Source organism: Streptomyces sp. NPDC107500, from assembly GCF_055582785.1.
In genome coordinates, this window is record NZ_JBVJPF010000004.1 from 470340 (window position 1) to 482657 (window position 12318).

The 12318-nt window shown below is 74.6% G+C and carries 13 protein-coding genes; 8 read left to right on the plus strand and 5 right to left on the minus strand.

Annotated features, from left to right (window positions below; all coding sequences use genetic code 11):
- Positions 1-31: 31 nt before the first annotated feature.
- Both ACZ67M_RS18625 and ACZ67M_RS18630 read right to left on the minus strand, forming a co-directional pair.
- A complete protein-coding gene (locus ACZ67M_RS18625; RefSeq protein WP_392101405.1) occupies positions 32-817 on the minus strand; it encodes a hypothetical protein in 786 nt (261 codons plus the stop codon).
- Positions 814-1218, minus strand: a complete 405-nt coding sequence (locus tag ACZ67M_RS18630; RefSeq protein ID WP_125495756.1) for a hypothetical protein — start codon at positions 1216-1218, stop codon at positions 814-816. The genes ACZ67M_RS18625 and ACZ67M_RS18630 overlap by 4 nt, the downstream gene beginning before the upstream one ends.
- Positions 1219-1576: 358 nt before the next feature.
- Here ACZ67M_RS18630 and ACZ67M_RS18635 point away from each other — a divergent pair, with 358 nt between their 5' ends.
- Entirely contained in the window at positions 1577-2659 is a 1083-nt protein-coding gene (locus tag ACZ67M_RS18635) for a YihY/virulence factor BrkB family protein (RefSeq protein WP_392013294.1), read from the plus strand.
- Between the two features lie 14 nt (positions 2660-2673).
- Here ACZ67M_RS18635 and ACZ67M_RS18640 read toward each other — a convergent pair whose 3' ends face one another.
- Positions 2674-3468 (minus strand): SDR family NAD(P)-dependent oxidoreductase, encoded by a 795-nt coding sequence (locus ACZ67M_RS18640; RefSeq protein WP_361367184.1) that lies wholly within the window; start codon positions 3466-3468, stop codon positions 2674-2676.
- Between the two features lie 173 nt (positions 3469-3641).
- On the opposite strand from ACZ67M_RS18640, the gene ACZ67M_RS18645 reads away from it, so the two are divergent.
- From ACZ67M_RS18645 to ACZ67M_RS18660, 4 genes are all read left to right on the plus strand, one after another.
- On the plus strand, positions 3642-4832 hold the full coding sequence (locus tag ACZ67M_RS18645) for a hypothetical protein (protein WP_361367181.1): 1191 nt from the start codon (positions 3642-3644) through the stop codon (positions 4830-4832).
- A gap of 84 nt (positions 4833-4916) precedes the next feature.
- The gene (locus ACZ67M_RS18650) at positions 4917-5480 is read left to right on the plus strand and encodes a 2Fe-2S iron-sulfur cluster-binding protein (protein WP_392013300.1); all 564 of its coding nucleotides are present in this window, start codon (positions 4917-4919) and stop codon (positions 5478-5480) included.
- Positions 5477-6469: an FAD binding domain-containing protein gene (locus tag ACZ67M_RS18655; protein ID WP_469851771.1), complete on the plus strand. Its 993-nt coding sequence runs from the start codon at positions 5477-5479 to the stop codon at positions 6467-6469. The genes ACZ67M_RS18650 and ACZ67M_RS18655 overlap by 4 nt, the downstream gene beginning before the upstream one ends.
- Before the next feature lie 25 nt (positions 6470-6494).
- Positions 6495-8624, plus strand: coding sequence for a xanthine dehydrogenase family protein molybdopterin-binding subunit (locus ACZ67M_RS18660; RefSeq protein WP_469851773.1), 2130 nt, complete (start codon positions 6495-6497; stop codon positions 8622-8624).
- A 58-nt stretch (positions 8625-8682) separates the two neighbouring features.
- Here the strand turns inward: ACZ67M_RS18660 and ACZ67M_RS18665 are convergent, their stop codons facing one another.
- Complete coding sequence (locus ACZ67M_RS18665; RefSeq protein ID WP_467324543.1) at positions 8683-10131, minus strand: hypothetical protein; 1449 nt, start codon at positions 10129-10131, stop codon at positions 8683-8685.
- A gap of 206 nt (positions 10132-10337) precedes the next feature.
- On the opposite strand from ACZ67M_RS18665, the gene ACZ67M_RS18670 reads away from it, so the two are divergent.
- The 3 genes from ACZ67M_RS18670 (at position 10338) to tgmB (ending at position 11975) form a co-directional block, all read left to right on the plus strand.
- The gene (locus ACZ67M_RS18670; protein WP_361367167.1) at positions 10338-10661 is read left to right on the plus strand and encodes a YkvA family protein; all 324 of its coding nucleotides are present in this window, start codon (positions 10338-10340) and stop codon (positions 10659-10661) included.
- A gap of 119 nt (positions 10662-10780) precedes the next feature.
- Entirely contained in the window at positions 10781-10972 is a 192-nt protein-coding gene (tgmA, locus tag ACZ67M_RS18675; RefSeq protein WP_003978169.1) for a putative ATP-grasp-modified RiPP, read from the plus strand.
- Between the two features lie 16 nt (positions 10973-10988).
- Positions 10989-11975 carry an ATP-grasp ribosomal peptide maturase gene (tgmB, locus tag ACZ67M_RS18680; RefSeq protein WP_469851775.1) on the plus strand — a complete coding sequence of 329 codons (987 nt, stop codon included), beginning with the start codon at positions 10989-10991 and terminating at the stop codon, positions 11973-11975.
- A 30-nt stretch (positions 11976-12005) separates the two neighbouring features.
- Here the strand turns inward: tgmB and ACZ67M_RS18685 are convergent, their stop codons facing one another.
- The gene (locus tag ACZ67M_RS18685) at positions 12006-12239 is read right to left on the minus strand and encodes a hypothetical protein (protein WP_361367161.1); all 234 of its coding nucleotides are present in this window, start codon (positions 12237-12239) and stop codon (positions 12006-12008) included.
- Positions 12240-12318 lie beyond the last annotated feature (79 nt).

Sequence of the window (12318 nt, forward strand, 5' to 3'; positions counted from 1 at the left end):
CTCCTTTCGGCACGCTGACGGCGCGCGCGGATCACAGGGCCTCCAGGGCGTGTCGGAGCCGTCGCAGCAGGGCGGTGTCCGGGTCGTCCCACACGGTGCCGCCCGGGTCGGGTTCCGGTGCGGAGGGCGGGGCGACGGGCGGCGCGGCGACGACGAGGCCGTCGGCGGCCAGGCGGCGCAGTTCGACGAGGGTGTGGTACGTGCGGCAGGCGAGCGACGAGGCGATCTGCGCGGCGGTGCGCACACCGTCGACCTGCGTCAGGGTCCGGCCGCGCCGCACCGGCAGTCCGGCCCGGCCGGCGCCCGGCACCCGGGTCAGCGGGACGGTGTCGATGGCGGGGTCCGGCCAGATGCGGTCCAGCAGGGCGCGCCGGCGTCCGGACTCGCGGACGACCGCGTCGACCGGCACGGAGCGGACCGCGCCGAGCCAGTGCACCGCGCCGGGCCGGAACCGGTGCGCGCGCGTGTCGTGGGCGAGGACGAAGTACGCGGCGTCGAACAGCGCGCCCAGGTGGCAGACCTCCAGCGCGCCGGCCGTGAGCCGCCCGCTGTCCACGAGCCGGTGCCCCACCCGGTGCTGGGCTCCGCCCCGGTCGACGGCGTCCCACCAGCCGTCGGAGGGGACCGCGCCGCTGCGGGTGAGCAGCGCGCCGAGGTCGGGAGTGAAGGCCGACTCGACGTGCACGATCCGGCCGGCCGAGAGGTAGACGATGCCCCGCTCGCCCGAGAGCGCGCCGGTCGCCCCCTCGGCGGCGAGCGCGCCGAGGGCGGCCGACGTCGTCTCCTGCGTGGCCCAGGTGGTGGTCACTCTGGTCATCCGAGCACCAGGCGGTCCGCCATCTCCGCCAGCCGGATGCGGGCCAGGGCGAGGTTTCCGTCGTCCCGGCCCAGCCACAGGTGGAGGAAGACCGTGCTGTCGAAGGGGGTGCTGACGAACCGGAGCAGGTGGTAGGCGTCGCCGGTGGTGGCGATCAGGTCCTCCACCGGGGGCGCCTTGCCCGGGTCGACGGCGGTACCGGTCTCGCCGGCCGCCAGGGAGCCGCTCTCGGCGACGTGCCGGGCCAGTTCGGCGGTCTCGGCCGCCGTGGCCTCCCAGTCGCCGCCCGGTGCCTCGCCGACGGCGCCCAGGGCGAGTCCGCTGATCCAGTCGACCAGCGACGCGCCCCGCGCGCCGGGCAGTCGCATGGCTTCCAGCAGACTCTCGTCGATTCCGGGCACGCCGGATCCCCTCCCCCTGCACGGCTGTACCGCGAACGTGACGCCGAGACTACGGAAAGTGCACGCGTCTGGTGAGCGCTTTGGCATTTTCCAGAGGAACGTGCACGCGCTCCGGCATACTGCGGTATTTCGGCCCCGGCAGCGGACGTTCGGTGCGGGCCGGCGAGGGGTCGGTGCGGACAGGCCCGCCCCGATGCGGATGGTGGGCGGACCCGCCCGCGGGACCCATTGTGCGGACGCCGGAGCCGCGCCGGCCACGGGTGAACCACCGCCGTCCCGGGTGCCCGCCGCACACCCGGCGCGCGTCGGTCCGCACCCGAGGGGCGTGCTCCGGCCGGGACGGGCAACCCGAACCCCCATGGCCCGACTGCACCTTCCCCACATCCGTAAGCACCCCAAGGACGACCGAGCGGACGAGGCGCCGGACGAGACCCCGGACGAGGCGGCGCCCGAGGACTACGGTCCGGAGGCCTCCACCGAGCGCGCCGCCCCCGACTCCCCGGTCGAACTGCCGGGCCGCTCCTGGACCGCGCTGGTGAAGCGCGTGGTCGCCGAGTTCCAGGAGGACGAACTCACCGACCGGGCCGCGGCCCTGACCTACTACGGCGTGCTGTCCATGTTCCCGGCCCTGCTGGTGCTGGTCTCCCTGCTCGGCGTCGCCGGGCCCTCCGCCACCCAGGAGGTGCTGGAGAACATCCAGCAGCTCACGCCCGGTTCCGTGCGGGACATCGTCACCGACGCGGTGGAGCAGTTGCAGGCCAGGGCGGGGCTCGGCTCCGTGCTGGCGGTGGCCGGTCTGGCGGGCGCCGTCTGGTCGGCGTCCGGCTACGTGGCCGCGTTCATCCGCGCGGCGAACGCGGTCTACGACGTGCCCGAGGGGCGCCCGATGTGGAAGGTGCTGCCGCTGCGGGTGGCCCTGACCGTGGTGCTGCTGGTGCTGGCCGTGGTCAGCGCGCTCATCGTCGTGTTCACCGGCGGTCTGGCCCAGCAGGCGGGCACCGCGCTCGGCATCGGCGACACCGCGCTGACGGTGTGGTCCCTCGCCAAGTGGCCGGTGCTGGTCGTGCTCGTCACCTTCATGATCGCGATCCTGTACTGGGCCACGCCGAACGCCCGGGTCAAGGGCTTCAAGTGGGTCTCCCTCGGCAGTGTGGTCGCGCTGCTGATCTGGCTGGCCGCCTCCGCCGGGTTCGCCTTCTACGTGGCCAACTTCGGTTCGTACAACAAGACGTACGGGACTCTGGCCGGTGTCATCGTCTTCCTGGTCTGGCTGTGGGTGACGAACCTGGCCATCCTGCTGGGCCTGGAGTTCGACGCCGAACTGGCCCGGCAGCGGGTCATCGAGGGCGGCCACCCGCCCGAGGAGGAGCCCTACGTGGAGCCGCGCGACACCAGGGCCTGGGACGACGCGGACCACCGGGAGGCGGCCCCGGGCAGGTGAGCCGGAGTGAATCGCTAGGGCAGGATCGAGTCGACGTAGCCGCCGTCCACGCGGACGGCGGCTCCCGTCGTGGCGGAGGCGAGGGGCGAGCTGAGGTACACCACGAGGTTGGCGATCTCCTCCGGTTCGATCAGCCGCTGGAGCAGGGACTGCGGGCGGTGCTCGCGCATGAAGACGCGCTGTGCCTCGTCCCAGGGCAGCTCCCGGTCGACCAGCTGGTAGACGAAGTCCTCGACGCCCTCCGTGTGGGTGGGGCCCGCGATGACGCAGTTCACCGTGACGCCGCTGCCCGCGGCCTCCTTGGCGAAGCCGCGGCCGACCCCGAGCAGGGCCGTCTTGGAGACGCCGTAGTGGATCATCTCGGCGGGGACGACGACGGCCGAGTCACTCGCGATGTACAGCACCCGGCCCCAGCCCCTTTCCCTCATCCGGGGGAGATGCGCCCGCGTCAGCCTGACACCCGCGAGGACGTTGATCTCGAAGTACCGCCGCCACTCGTCGTCGCTGATCTCCAGCGCCGGCACCGCGCCGAAGACACCGAGGTTGTTCACCAGGATGTCGACGTCCGGCATCGCCTCCATGGCCAGTGCGGCGCCCTCCTCGGTGCCGAGGTCGGCCACGACCGGCACGAACACGCCGTCCGGCACCTCGGCCCGCAGTTTCGCGACGCCCTCCTCCAGACGGCCCGCGTCGCGCCCGTTGACGCCTACGGTGGCCCCGGCCCGGGCCAGGCCGGCGGCGATCGCCGCACCGATGCCCTGCGAGGATCCGGTCACCAGTGCGGTTCGTCCGTGGAGGTCGAGGTTCATCGGGTCGCTCCTTGTCGTGCCGTACGGTCGGTCGCGGTACTCCTGCCCGCCCTCGCCCACCACCCACCCCCGCCACGTCGCGGCCCGCCCGGTCGGCGGACCCCCGGATGCTCTCCGCCGACCTGCGGCGTCGATACTTGCCTACGTCCGTGTCCCTGCTGCCCGATGGACCCATGCCACCCTCTCCCAGCGCCCGCCCCACGACTCCGCCCACACTGTGGGCCGCCCGCGGCCGCCACGTCGGCTCCGCGGCCGAGGACACCGTCCGGCACACGCTGGAGCGGCTGAAGAAGGACCTCGTCCTCGACGACTTCCTGGAGCCCCCCGACGAGACGCCGGACGACGGGCTCCCCGGCCGCCGCGTCTTCGAGGCCCGCTGGAAGGTTCCCGAGGCGGTGACCGTACGGGCCAGGCTGATCCTGGAGCCCGGCTCGGCGGGCGGCCAGGAGTGGACGCTGCTGGCCGAGGCGGAGGAAGCGTGGGATCCGGAGTGGCCCTCCCCCGCCACCATGTTCTGGCCCGACGACCCGGACGTCACCTGGGACCGGGACGCCGCTACGGGACTGCGGCTGCGGGGCATCAACGCGCTGCCGGACGACGACAAGGCCGTACGCCGGCTGATCAAGGAGGCCGGCCGCAGCCCCTGGAACATCCACGTCGTGGTGCACGAGGCGATGACCACCGACCACCGCGGCCGGGTGCCGCTGGCCCGGCGGCTGCCGCCCGGTCTGCGGCACCGGGTGGTCGAGCACCGTGCCGCGCCCCAGCAGCTGCGGGTCGTGAACTGGGCGCTGGAGGACTTCGGCGTCCAGGTGCCGCGCGGCGGCGCCGTGGTGCTGCCCGGCACCCCGGCCCCGGCCGACTACGACGCCGACGCGTTCTCCGTCCGCACGGTCTTCCTTGACGGCTCCGAGCCGACCGGGCTGATCAAGGCGGTGACGTCCTTCGACGCCCTGGACCGGCCGCTGCCCGGCGACGCGGTGGCGGACCTCGCCTCGCTGCGGGAGGAGTGGCGGCTGCTGACCCTCCAGGAGGAGCTGGAGCGCGAGCGCAGGCTGGTGGCCATGTACGCCGAGGCGCTGGAGGCCATGACGCAGTCCCGGGACCTGTACCGGGAGGCGGCCGAACGCGCGGCCGAGGCGCTGGCCGGGTACCGGGAGTCGGCCGGCGCGGTTCCGGCCGCGCCGCCGCCCGCCGAGGCGTCCCCGGCGTCCCCGCTGCGGGGACTCACCCGCACGCTGGAGCGGTTCAGGGGCGCCGCCCGTCCGCCGCGGCAGCAATCGCGGCCGGAGACGCCGCCGGACGCGCCTCCCGGGACGGAGAGCCGGGAGACGTCCCGTCCACCGGGCGGGACCACCGACTGAGGGCACCCTCACGTGTCATCCGGCGTCAGATGGATACGCGGACGGCCACAGCACCAGGGCCCGTCCCGGAAGGTCATCGACACCATGGACAGCCAGCACGAGAGCGACCCCGCCTCCCGCCCCCCGGAGTCCGCCCGGTCGCAGACCACGCTCCGGGTCAACGGGAAGCCGCACACCCTCACCGTCGACCACCGCCGGGTCCTGCTGGACCTCCTGCGGGAGGATCTCGGGCTCGCGGGCGCCAAGAAGGGCTGCGACCACGGGCAGTGCGGCGCCTGCACGGTCCTGGTGGACGGCCGGCGCATGAACGGCTGCCTGCTCCTCGCGGTCGCCCTGGACGGCTGCGAGATCACCACCATCGAGGGCCTCGCGGGGGACGGCGAGGAACTGCACCCGATGCAGCGGGCCTTCCTGGACCGCGACGCCTACCAGTGCGGGTACTGCACCCCGGGCCAGATCTGCTCGGCGGTCGGCGTGCTCGCCGAGGCCGCGGCCGGCCACCCGTCCCACGTCACCGACCCGGCGACGCCCTCCGGGCAGCCCGTCGCGCTGGCCCGGGAGGAGATCCGGGAGCGGATGAGCGGCAACCTGTGCCGCTGCGGCGCGTATCCGCGGATCGCCGACGCCGTCGAGGACGTGATCCCGTGAAGCCCTTCGCGTACGTACGCGCCGACAGCGTCGACGAGGCCGCCGAAGCCTTCGCGGCCCACCCCGGCGCCCGCTACCTCGGCGGCGGCACCAACCTCGTGGACCTGATGAAGCTCGGTGTGGAGACGCCGACCGCCCTGGTCGACGTCACCCGGCTGCCGCTGGACACGGTGGAGGAGCTGCCCGACGGGGCGCTGCGGGTCGGCGCGACGGTCCGCAACAGCGACCTCGCCGCCCACCCCGTGGTCCGCGACCGCTACCCCGCGCTGTCCCAGGCGCTGCTGGCGGGCGCCTCGGGGCAGTTGCGCAACGCCGCCACCACGGGCGGCAACCTGCTCCAGCGCACCCGCTGCCCCTACTTCCAGGACCCCTCCAAGCCCTGCAACAAGCGGGAGCCCGGCACCGGGTGCGGCGCCCTGGAGGGGGTGCACCGCGACCACGCGGTGCTGGGCCACTCCGACCAGTGCATCGCCACCAACCCGTCGGACATGGCGGTGGCGCTGGCCGCCCTCGACGCGCGCGTGGAGCTGGCCGGCGCCGAGGGCACCCGGAGCGTGCCCGCCGCCGACTTCCACCGGCTGCCGGGCGTGCACCCGGAGCGGGACACGGAGATCCGCCCCGGCGAGCTGATCACCGGCGTGGTCCTGCCCGCCGCCACGGCCGGTCTGCCCTCGGCGTACCGCAAGGCCCGCGACCGGGCGTCGTACGCCTTCGCGCTGGCCTCCGTCGCCGCCGTGCTGCACATCGACGACGGGGTGGTGGTGCGGGCCGGGATCGCCTTCGGGGCGCTGGCCCACCGGCCCTGGCGCGCGCGGCGGGCCGAGGACGCGCTGACCGGCGCCGCGCCCACGACGGCGGCCTTCGAGCACGCCGTCGACCTGGAGCTGGCCGCCGCCGAACCGCTGCGGGACAACGCGTACAAGGTGCCCCTGGCCCGCCGTCTCGCCCTCGACGTACTGGGCCGGCTCGCCCCGCCGGCCACGACCTGAACCCGGCGTCCCCGAGGAGAACCCCATGACCGCCACCGAGACCGTCCTGGGCGCTCCCGCCGAGCGCCGGGAGGGGCGGGAGAAGGTCACCGGCACCGCCCGGTACGCCGCCGAGTACGACGCCCCCGACCACGCCCAGGCCTGGCCCGTACCGGCGACGGTCGCCCGGGGCCGGGTGACCGCCGTCGACACCGCCGCCGCGCTCGCGCTGCCCGGCGTGCTCGCGGTGCTCACCCACGAGAACGCGCCCCGCCTCGGGGACCCCGACGACCCCGTGCTGGCCGTGCTCCAGAGCCCGCGGGTGCCGCACCGGGGCTGGTTCGTGGGCCTCGTGGTGGCCGAGACGCTGGAGGCGGCCCGTGCGGGTGCCGCGGCCGTACGCGTCACGTACGCGACGGAGGGCCACGACGTGACGCTCACCGACTCGCACCCGGAGGCGTACGTCCCCGAGACGGCCAACGGCGGATTCCCGGCCGTCACCGAACTGGGCGATCCGGACGGCGCCTTCACGTCCGCGGCGACCCGGCTCGACGTCGGGTACCGGGTGCCGCCGCTGCACAACCACCCGATGGAACCGCACGCCAGTACGGCGCGGTGGGACGGCGACCGGCTGACGGTGCACTCCTCCAGCCAGGGCACCTCGTCCGTCCGCGCCGAACTCGCCCGGATGTTCGCCGTGCCGGAGGACCGGATCACGGTGCGCTCGGAGCACGTGGGCGGCGGCTTCGGGTCGAAGGGCACGCCGCGCCCCGACGTGGTGCTCGCCGCGATGGCGGCGCGGGAGACCGGCCGTGCGGTGACCGTCGCGCTGCCGCGCCGCTACCTGCCCGCGGTCGTCGGGCACCGCGCGCCGACCCTGCACCGGCTGCGGATCGGGGCCGGCGCCGACGGCCGGCTCACCTCCCTGACGCACGAGGTGACCACGTACACCTCGCGGGTGAAGGAGTTCGTGGAGCAGGCGGCGGTGCCCGCGCGCGTGATGTACGCGGCTCCGGCGATGCGCACGCTCCACCGGGTGGCGCCGCTGGACGTGCCCACGCCGTCGTGGATGCGCGCGCCCGGCGAGTGTCCCGGCATGTACGCCCTCGAGTCGGCCATGGACGAGCTGGCCGTCGAACTCGGCGTCGACCCGGTGGAGCTGAGGATCCGCAACGAACCGGAGACCGAGCCCGAGAGCGGGAAGCCCTTCAGCAGCAGGCATCTGGTGGAGTGCCTGCGCGACGGCGCCCGCCGCTTCGGCTGGGAGGGCCGGGATCCGCGCCCGCGTTCCCGCGCGGACGGTCCCCTGCTGATCGGCAGCGGGGTGGCCTCGGCCACCTATCCCGTCCTGGTGGGACCCGGCGTGGCGTCGGCGCGGGCGCTGCCCGGAGGCGGCTTCCTGGTCCGGGTCAACGCCACCGACATCGGCACGGGTGCCCGGACGGTGCTCGCGCAGATCGCCGCCGACGCCCTCGGCGCCCCGCTGGACGCGGTCCGGATGGAGATCGCCGACAGCGACATCGGCTTCGGCTCGGTGGCCGGCGGTTCCTCGGGCACCGCGTCCTGGGGTTCGGCGGTGCACGCGGCGTGCGTCCGGCTGACCGGTCTGCTGGCCGGGCGCTCGGAGCCGCTGCCCGAGGAGGGCCTGGTGGCCGAGGCCGACACCTCGGGCACGGTCGACGCCGAGAGTGCGTACGCCCGGCACGCGTTCGGCGCCCACTTCGCCGAGGTCGCCGTCGACACGGTCTCCGGCGAGGTACGGGTGACGCGGCTGCTGGGCGTCTTCGCCGCGGGGCGCATCCTCAACGCCCGTACGGCCCGCTCCCAGTTCATCGGGGGCATGACGATGGGCCTGGGCATGGCGCTGACCGAGGACAGCACGATGGACCCGGCGTTCGGCGACTTCACCCAGTCCGACCTGGCCTCGTACCACGTGCCCGCGCACGCGGACGTCGTGGCCCCGGAGGCGTACTGGGTCGACGAGGCCGACGACCACCTCAACCCCATGGGCAGCAAGGGGATCGGCGAGATCGGCATCGTCGGCACGGCCGCGGCCATCGGCAACGCCGTCCACCACGCCACCGGCATCCGCATCCGCGAACTCCCCCTCACACCGGACCGGGTACTCACCGCCCTCCTCGAACACGAGCATCCGGCGGGCATGCTGGGGGTGTGAGGACGGCACAGGTCCGCGCCGGAAGCTCCTCCCGGCGCGGACCACGAGATGGACGGGGTCAGTCCGCGGCGCGCGCCGCGGTCATCCGGCGGGGCGGCCGGTGCCGTCGGGTGGTGTCCTGTGAGGCCACCCGCACGCACAGGGCGGTGAGAGCGACGAGTGCGGCCGTCACGGCGACCGCCACCGCGACCCAGGTGGGGGCCAGCGTCAGGTCCGCGGCCCGGGAGACCGGGGACGACGGGGTCACGCCGCCGTAGAGCTTGGCCGCGGCCAGCGCCGCCGGTCCCACGACCGCCGCGGCGAGCAGTGCCACGGCCGGCCGCACGGTCAGCAACAGGGCCAGCACCAGGCAGAGCGCCGACAGACCGAGGGCGACGCCGTAGACGGGGGCCGAGGCATCGGCGCGGTGGAGGGGGAAGAAGGCCACGCCGCAGCCGGCCAGGACGGCGACGGTGAGCCACGCGGGCCAGGCCGGGCCGCGGGCGGACCGGCGGGCGGCGCGGCCGTCGCGGTGGGCGCGGCCTTCGGACCCGCGGTCGCGGTCCCGGCGGGACGGGCGCGGTGTCCTGCGGCGCTCTCGGCCGCGGCGGTCCGCCCCGCCGAAGACGCGGGAGCGTCGTGCCGGTCGGTCGGCGGGCGCCCGCCCGTGGCTCTCGCGGCCGTCCTCCTCGTCGTTCGCGTCCTGGGCTGCCCGCAGCTGCCGTGCGTCGGGCCGCTCCGGGCGTTCGTGTCCGTTCTCGGCGAGCCGGCCGATCAGGTCGACCAGTTCCTCGACGGGCCGGCCGGTGGCGGCGGCCCGTACGGCCTCCCGGCCGCAGTGCGGCTCCAGGGGCGTGCGGTGCAGCAGTGCCATCAGCCGGGTCACGTCCTCCACCGAGCGGCATTCGGCGGCGGCCCTGATCGCCTCGTCGGCGCTGTCCGGGTGGCGTGGCGGCCGGGTCAGCAGGCCGACCAGCCGGGTGACGTCCTCCACCGACCGGTTGACGCCGACCGCGCGGAGCGCGTCGACGGTGGCCTGCGCGTACTGGGGGGACCGCTCCAGCGTGGTGATCAGGTCGACGACCTCGTCCAGCGGGCGGTCGGCCACGGCGGCGCGCACGAGGTCTCCGACGGGGTCCCCGTAGGAGCGCTCCTGCGTGCCGTCGGCGGCGTGTTCGAGGCGGCCGGCCTCGCGGGGGCCGGACTCCTGGCGGCCGGCGCCGTGGTGGTCGGGGTCGAGGAGGTCGTCGTCGAGGAGGTCGTCGTCGAGGAGGTCGTCGTCGGGGAACTCGGAGTCGGGGAAGTCGGGCTCAGGGCGGTCGGTGCCGTCGGCGCGCCGGTCGTCGAGGTCGGACTCCCAGATGTCCGCGTACCGGGCGTCCGCTTCCCGGGCGGAGGAGTGCCGGGCGCCGGGAGCCCCGCCGGGTGGACGCGTCGTGCCCGTGCCCGTCGTCGTCTCCCCGGTGGGCAGGTCCAGGGCGGATATGGCGTACTCGGGCGAACGGGGTGATGAAGAGCCGGTGGTCATGGTCCCTCCGTGTACTGGGGGTGCGGCCGCCCTGCGTCCCCGACATGCGACTCGCGCTGTGTTGCCCATTACTAGGCACGTCCGGCGCGCGCTGCCACTCCGGGTGGGCCACAGGGATGAGAGACGTCACACACCGGTCTTGCCGTCGCCCCGAACGGGCATCCGGGAAAGTGGGTGCGTGCCGCGCAGCCCGAAGGAGGGGACCGGTGGACACGACGACAGTGGTGATCTTGGTGGCGGCGCTGCTCGCCGCTCTGGTCCTCGCGGGGGCGGTGGCCGTCCTGGTGCGGCTGGTCCGCACCCGACGGGACCTCAGGCGAGCCGGGCTCCCCACGGGCCCGCGCTGGGTCTTCTGGGGCGCCGTCCTCTATCTGGTGCTCCCCGCGGACCTGGTGCCCGACCCGGTCTACCTGGACGACATCGGCGTACTGCTCCTCGCACTGCGTTCCGCACGCGGCTCTCTCGGCGGCCGGCGGGACGGCACGGACCCGCGACAGGGCACCGGCCCGCCCGGTGACTACGCAGCGTAAGGAAACCAATCACCCGTTCGATTCGTATAAGTCTCTGGAAGCCGAAGGAAGTCGGCGGACCGGAAGACGGCGCGATGGGGTCGTCAACTGATCGGCACAGCACCGACTAGGGAGAGACGATGCAACCGTTCGCGCTCAACTACGCACGGCCGGCAGTGGAGTTGGAAGCCACCACTCCGTACGTCTACGACTCCGGGCTGCAGTTGAACGTGCTGCTGGACGGGCGGGTCGCCGCCTGCGACCACGCACTGCTGAGGGAGCTGGGGACCACGACCTCCACCGCGGGGTCGAAGACCCACTTCGACGACTGAACACGGACCGCTGAGAATGACCGTGTTGATCCTGACCAGTGAAGAGGACGTCACCGCGGACATGGTGGTGGTGCACCTGAACGCGTCGGGAGTACCGGTGGTCCGCCTGGACCCCGCGGATCTGCCCGATTCCGTCGCGCTCTCCGGCGAGTTCGTGCACGGTGCCTTCCGGGGCCATCTGTCCTCGGGCGGCCGTCTGGTGAGCATCGGCGGGCTGCGGTCCGTCTGGGTGCGCAGGCCGGGCGGTGCGGCCACCCGGGCCGCCCAGCCGTCCGCGTGGCTGACCGAGGAGGCCGGTCAGGCGCTGTACGGCATGCTCCGCGGCAGCGGGGCGCGCTGGATGAACCAGCCGGACGCGGCGCACCGGGCGCGCTACAAGCCCTGGCAGCTGCGTCTGGCCCAGCGGTGCGGGCTGCCCGTGCCGGCCACGCTGATCACGACCTTTCCGCGGGCGGCGCGCGAATTCGCCGAGCGGTACCCGGATCTGGTGGTCAAGCCCGTCTCGGGCGCGCACCCCCAGGATCCGCCCCTGGCGGTGCCGACCAGCCGGGTTCCGCCCGAGGCCGACTTCGCCGCCGTGGCACACGGTCCGACGCTGCTGCAACGCCGGGTCGCCAAGCGTGCCGACATCCGGCTGACCGCGGTCGGCGACGAGTTGCTGGCGGCCCGGAAGAGCGCCCTGACGGAACCGGACACGGCCGAGGTGGACGTCCGCTTCGCGGAGTCCGGCGAGCCCTGGCGGCCGGTGGAGGTGCCGCCACGGGTGGCCGAGACGGTCCGCGCCTATCTCCGCGCGGCGGGACTCGCCTACGGGGCCCTCGACTTCGCCGAGGACGGCGACGGCACCTGGTGGTTCCTGGAGTGCAACCAGTCGGGGCAGTTCGGCTTCGTGGAGGTGGACACGGGCCAGCCGATCGCACGCACCATCGCCGAGTGGCTGGCGCGGCCGGGCGCGGAGGACGCGACGGACGCGGACGGCCCGGGTACGACGGCCGCGGGGTGAGGTCCGGGCGTGCCGCCGCGGCGCCGCCCGTCAGTGCGGGCGCGGGCCGGGCAGCAGGGCGGTGCGCTGCCAGCCGGCGCCCGGGGACGGCTGCCGCCCGGGGCCGGGCAGGTGACCGGGGCCGGGGAGGTGACCGGGCGCGTGCAGCGGGCGCATGACCACCTCCAGCTCCCTGCTCACGCGCTCGGCATCCCGTCGCACCTGCTCGGGAACGTCACCGCGTTCGGCGACAAGTCGGTCGTAGATGGGGGAATCCTGGAACACCCGTCAACGTGCCTTTCGTGTCGTCCGCCCCCGTACGGGGGCGCGACTGAGCATTCTAGGCGCCCCTCCACCCCGGGGT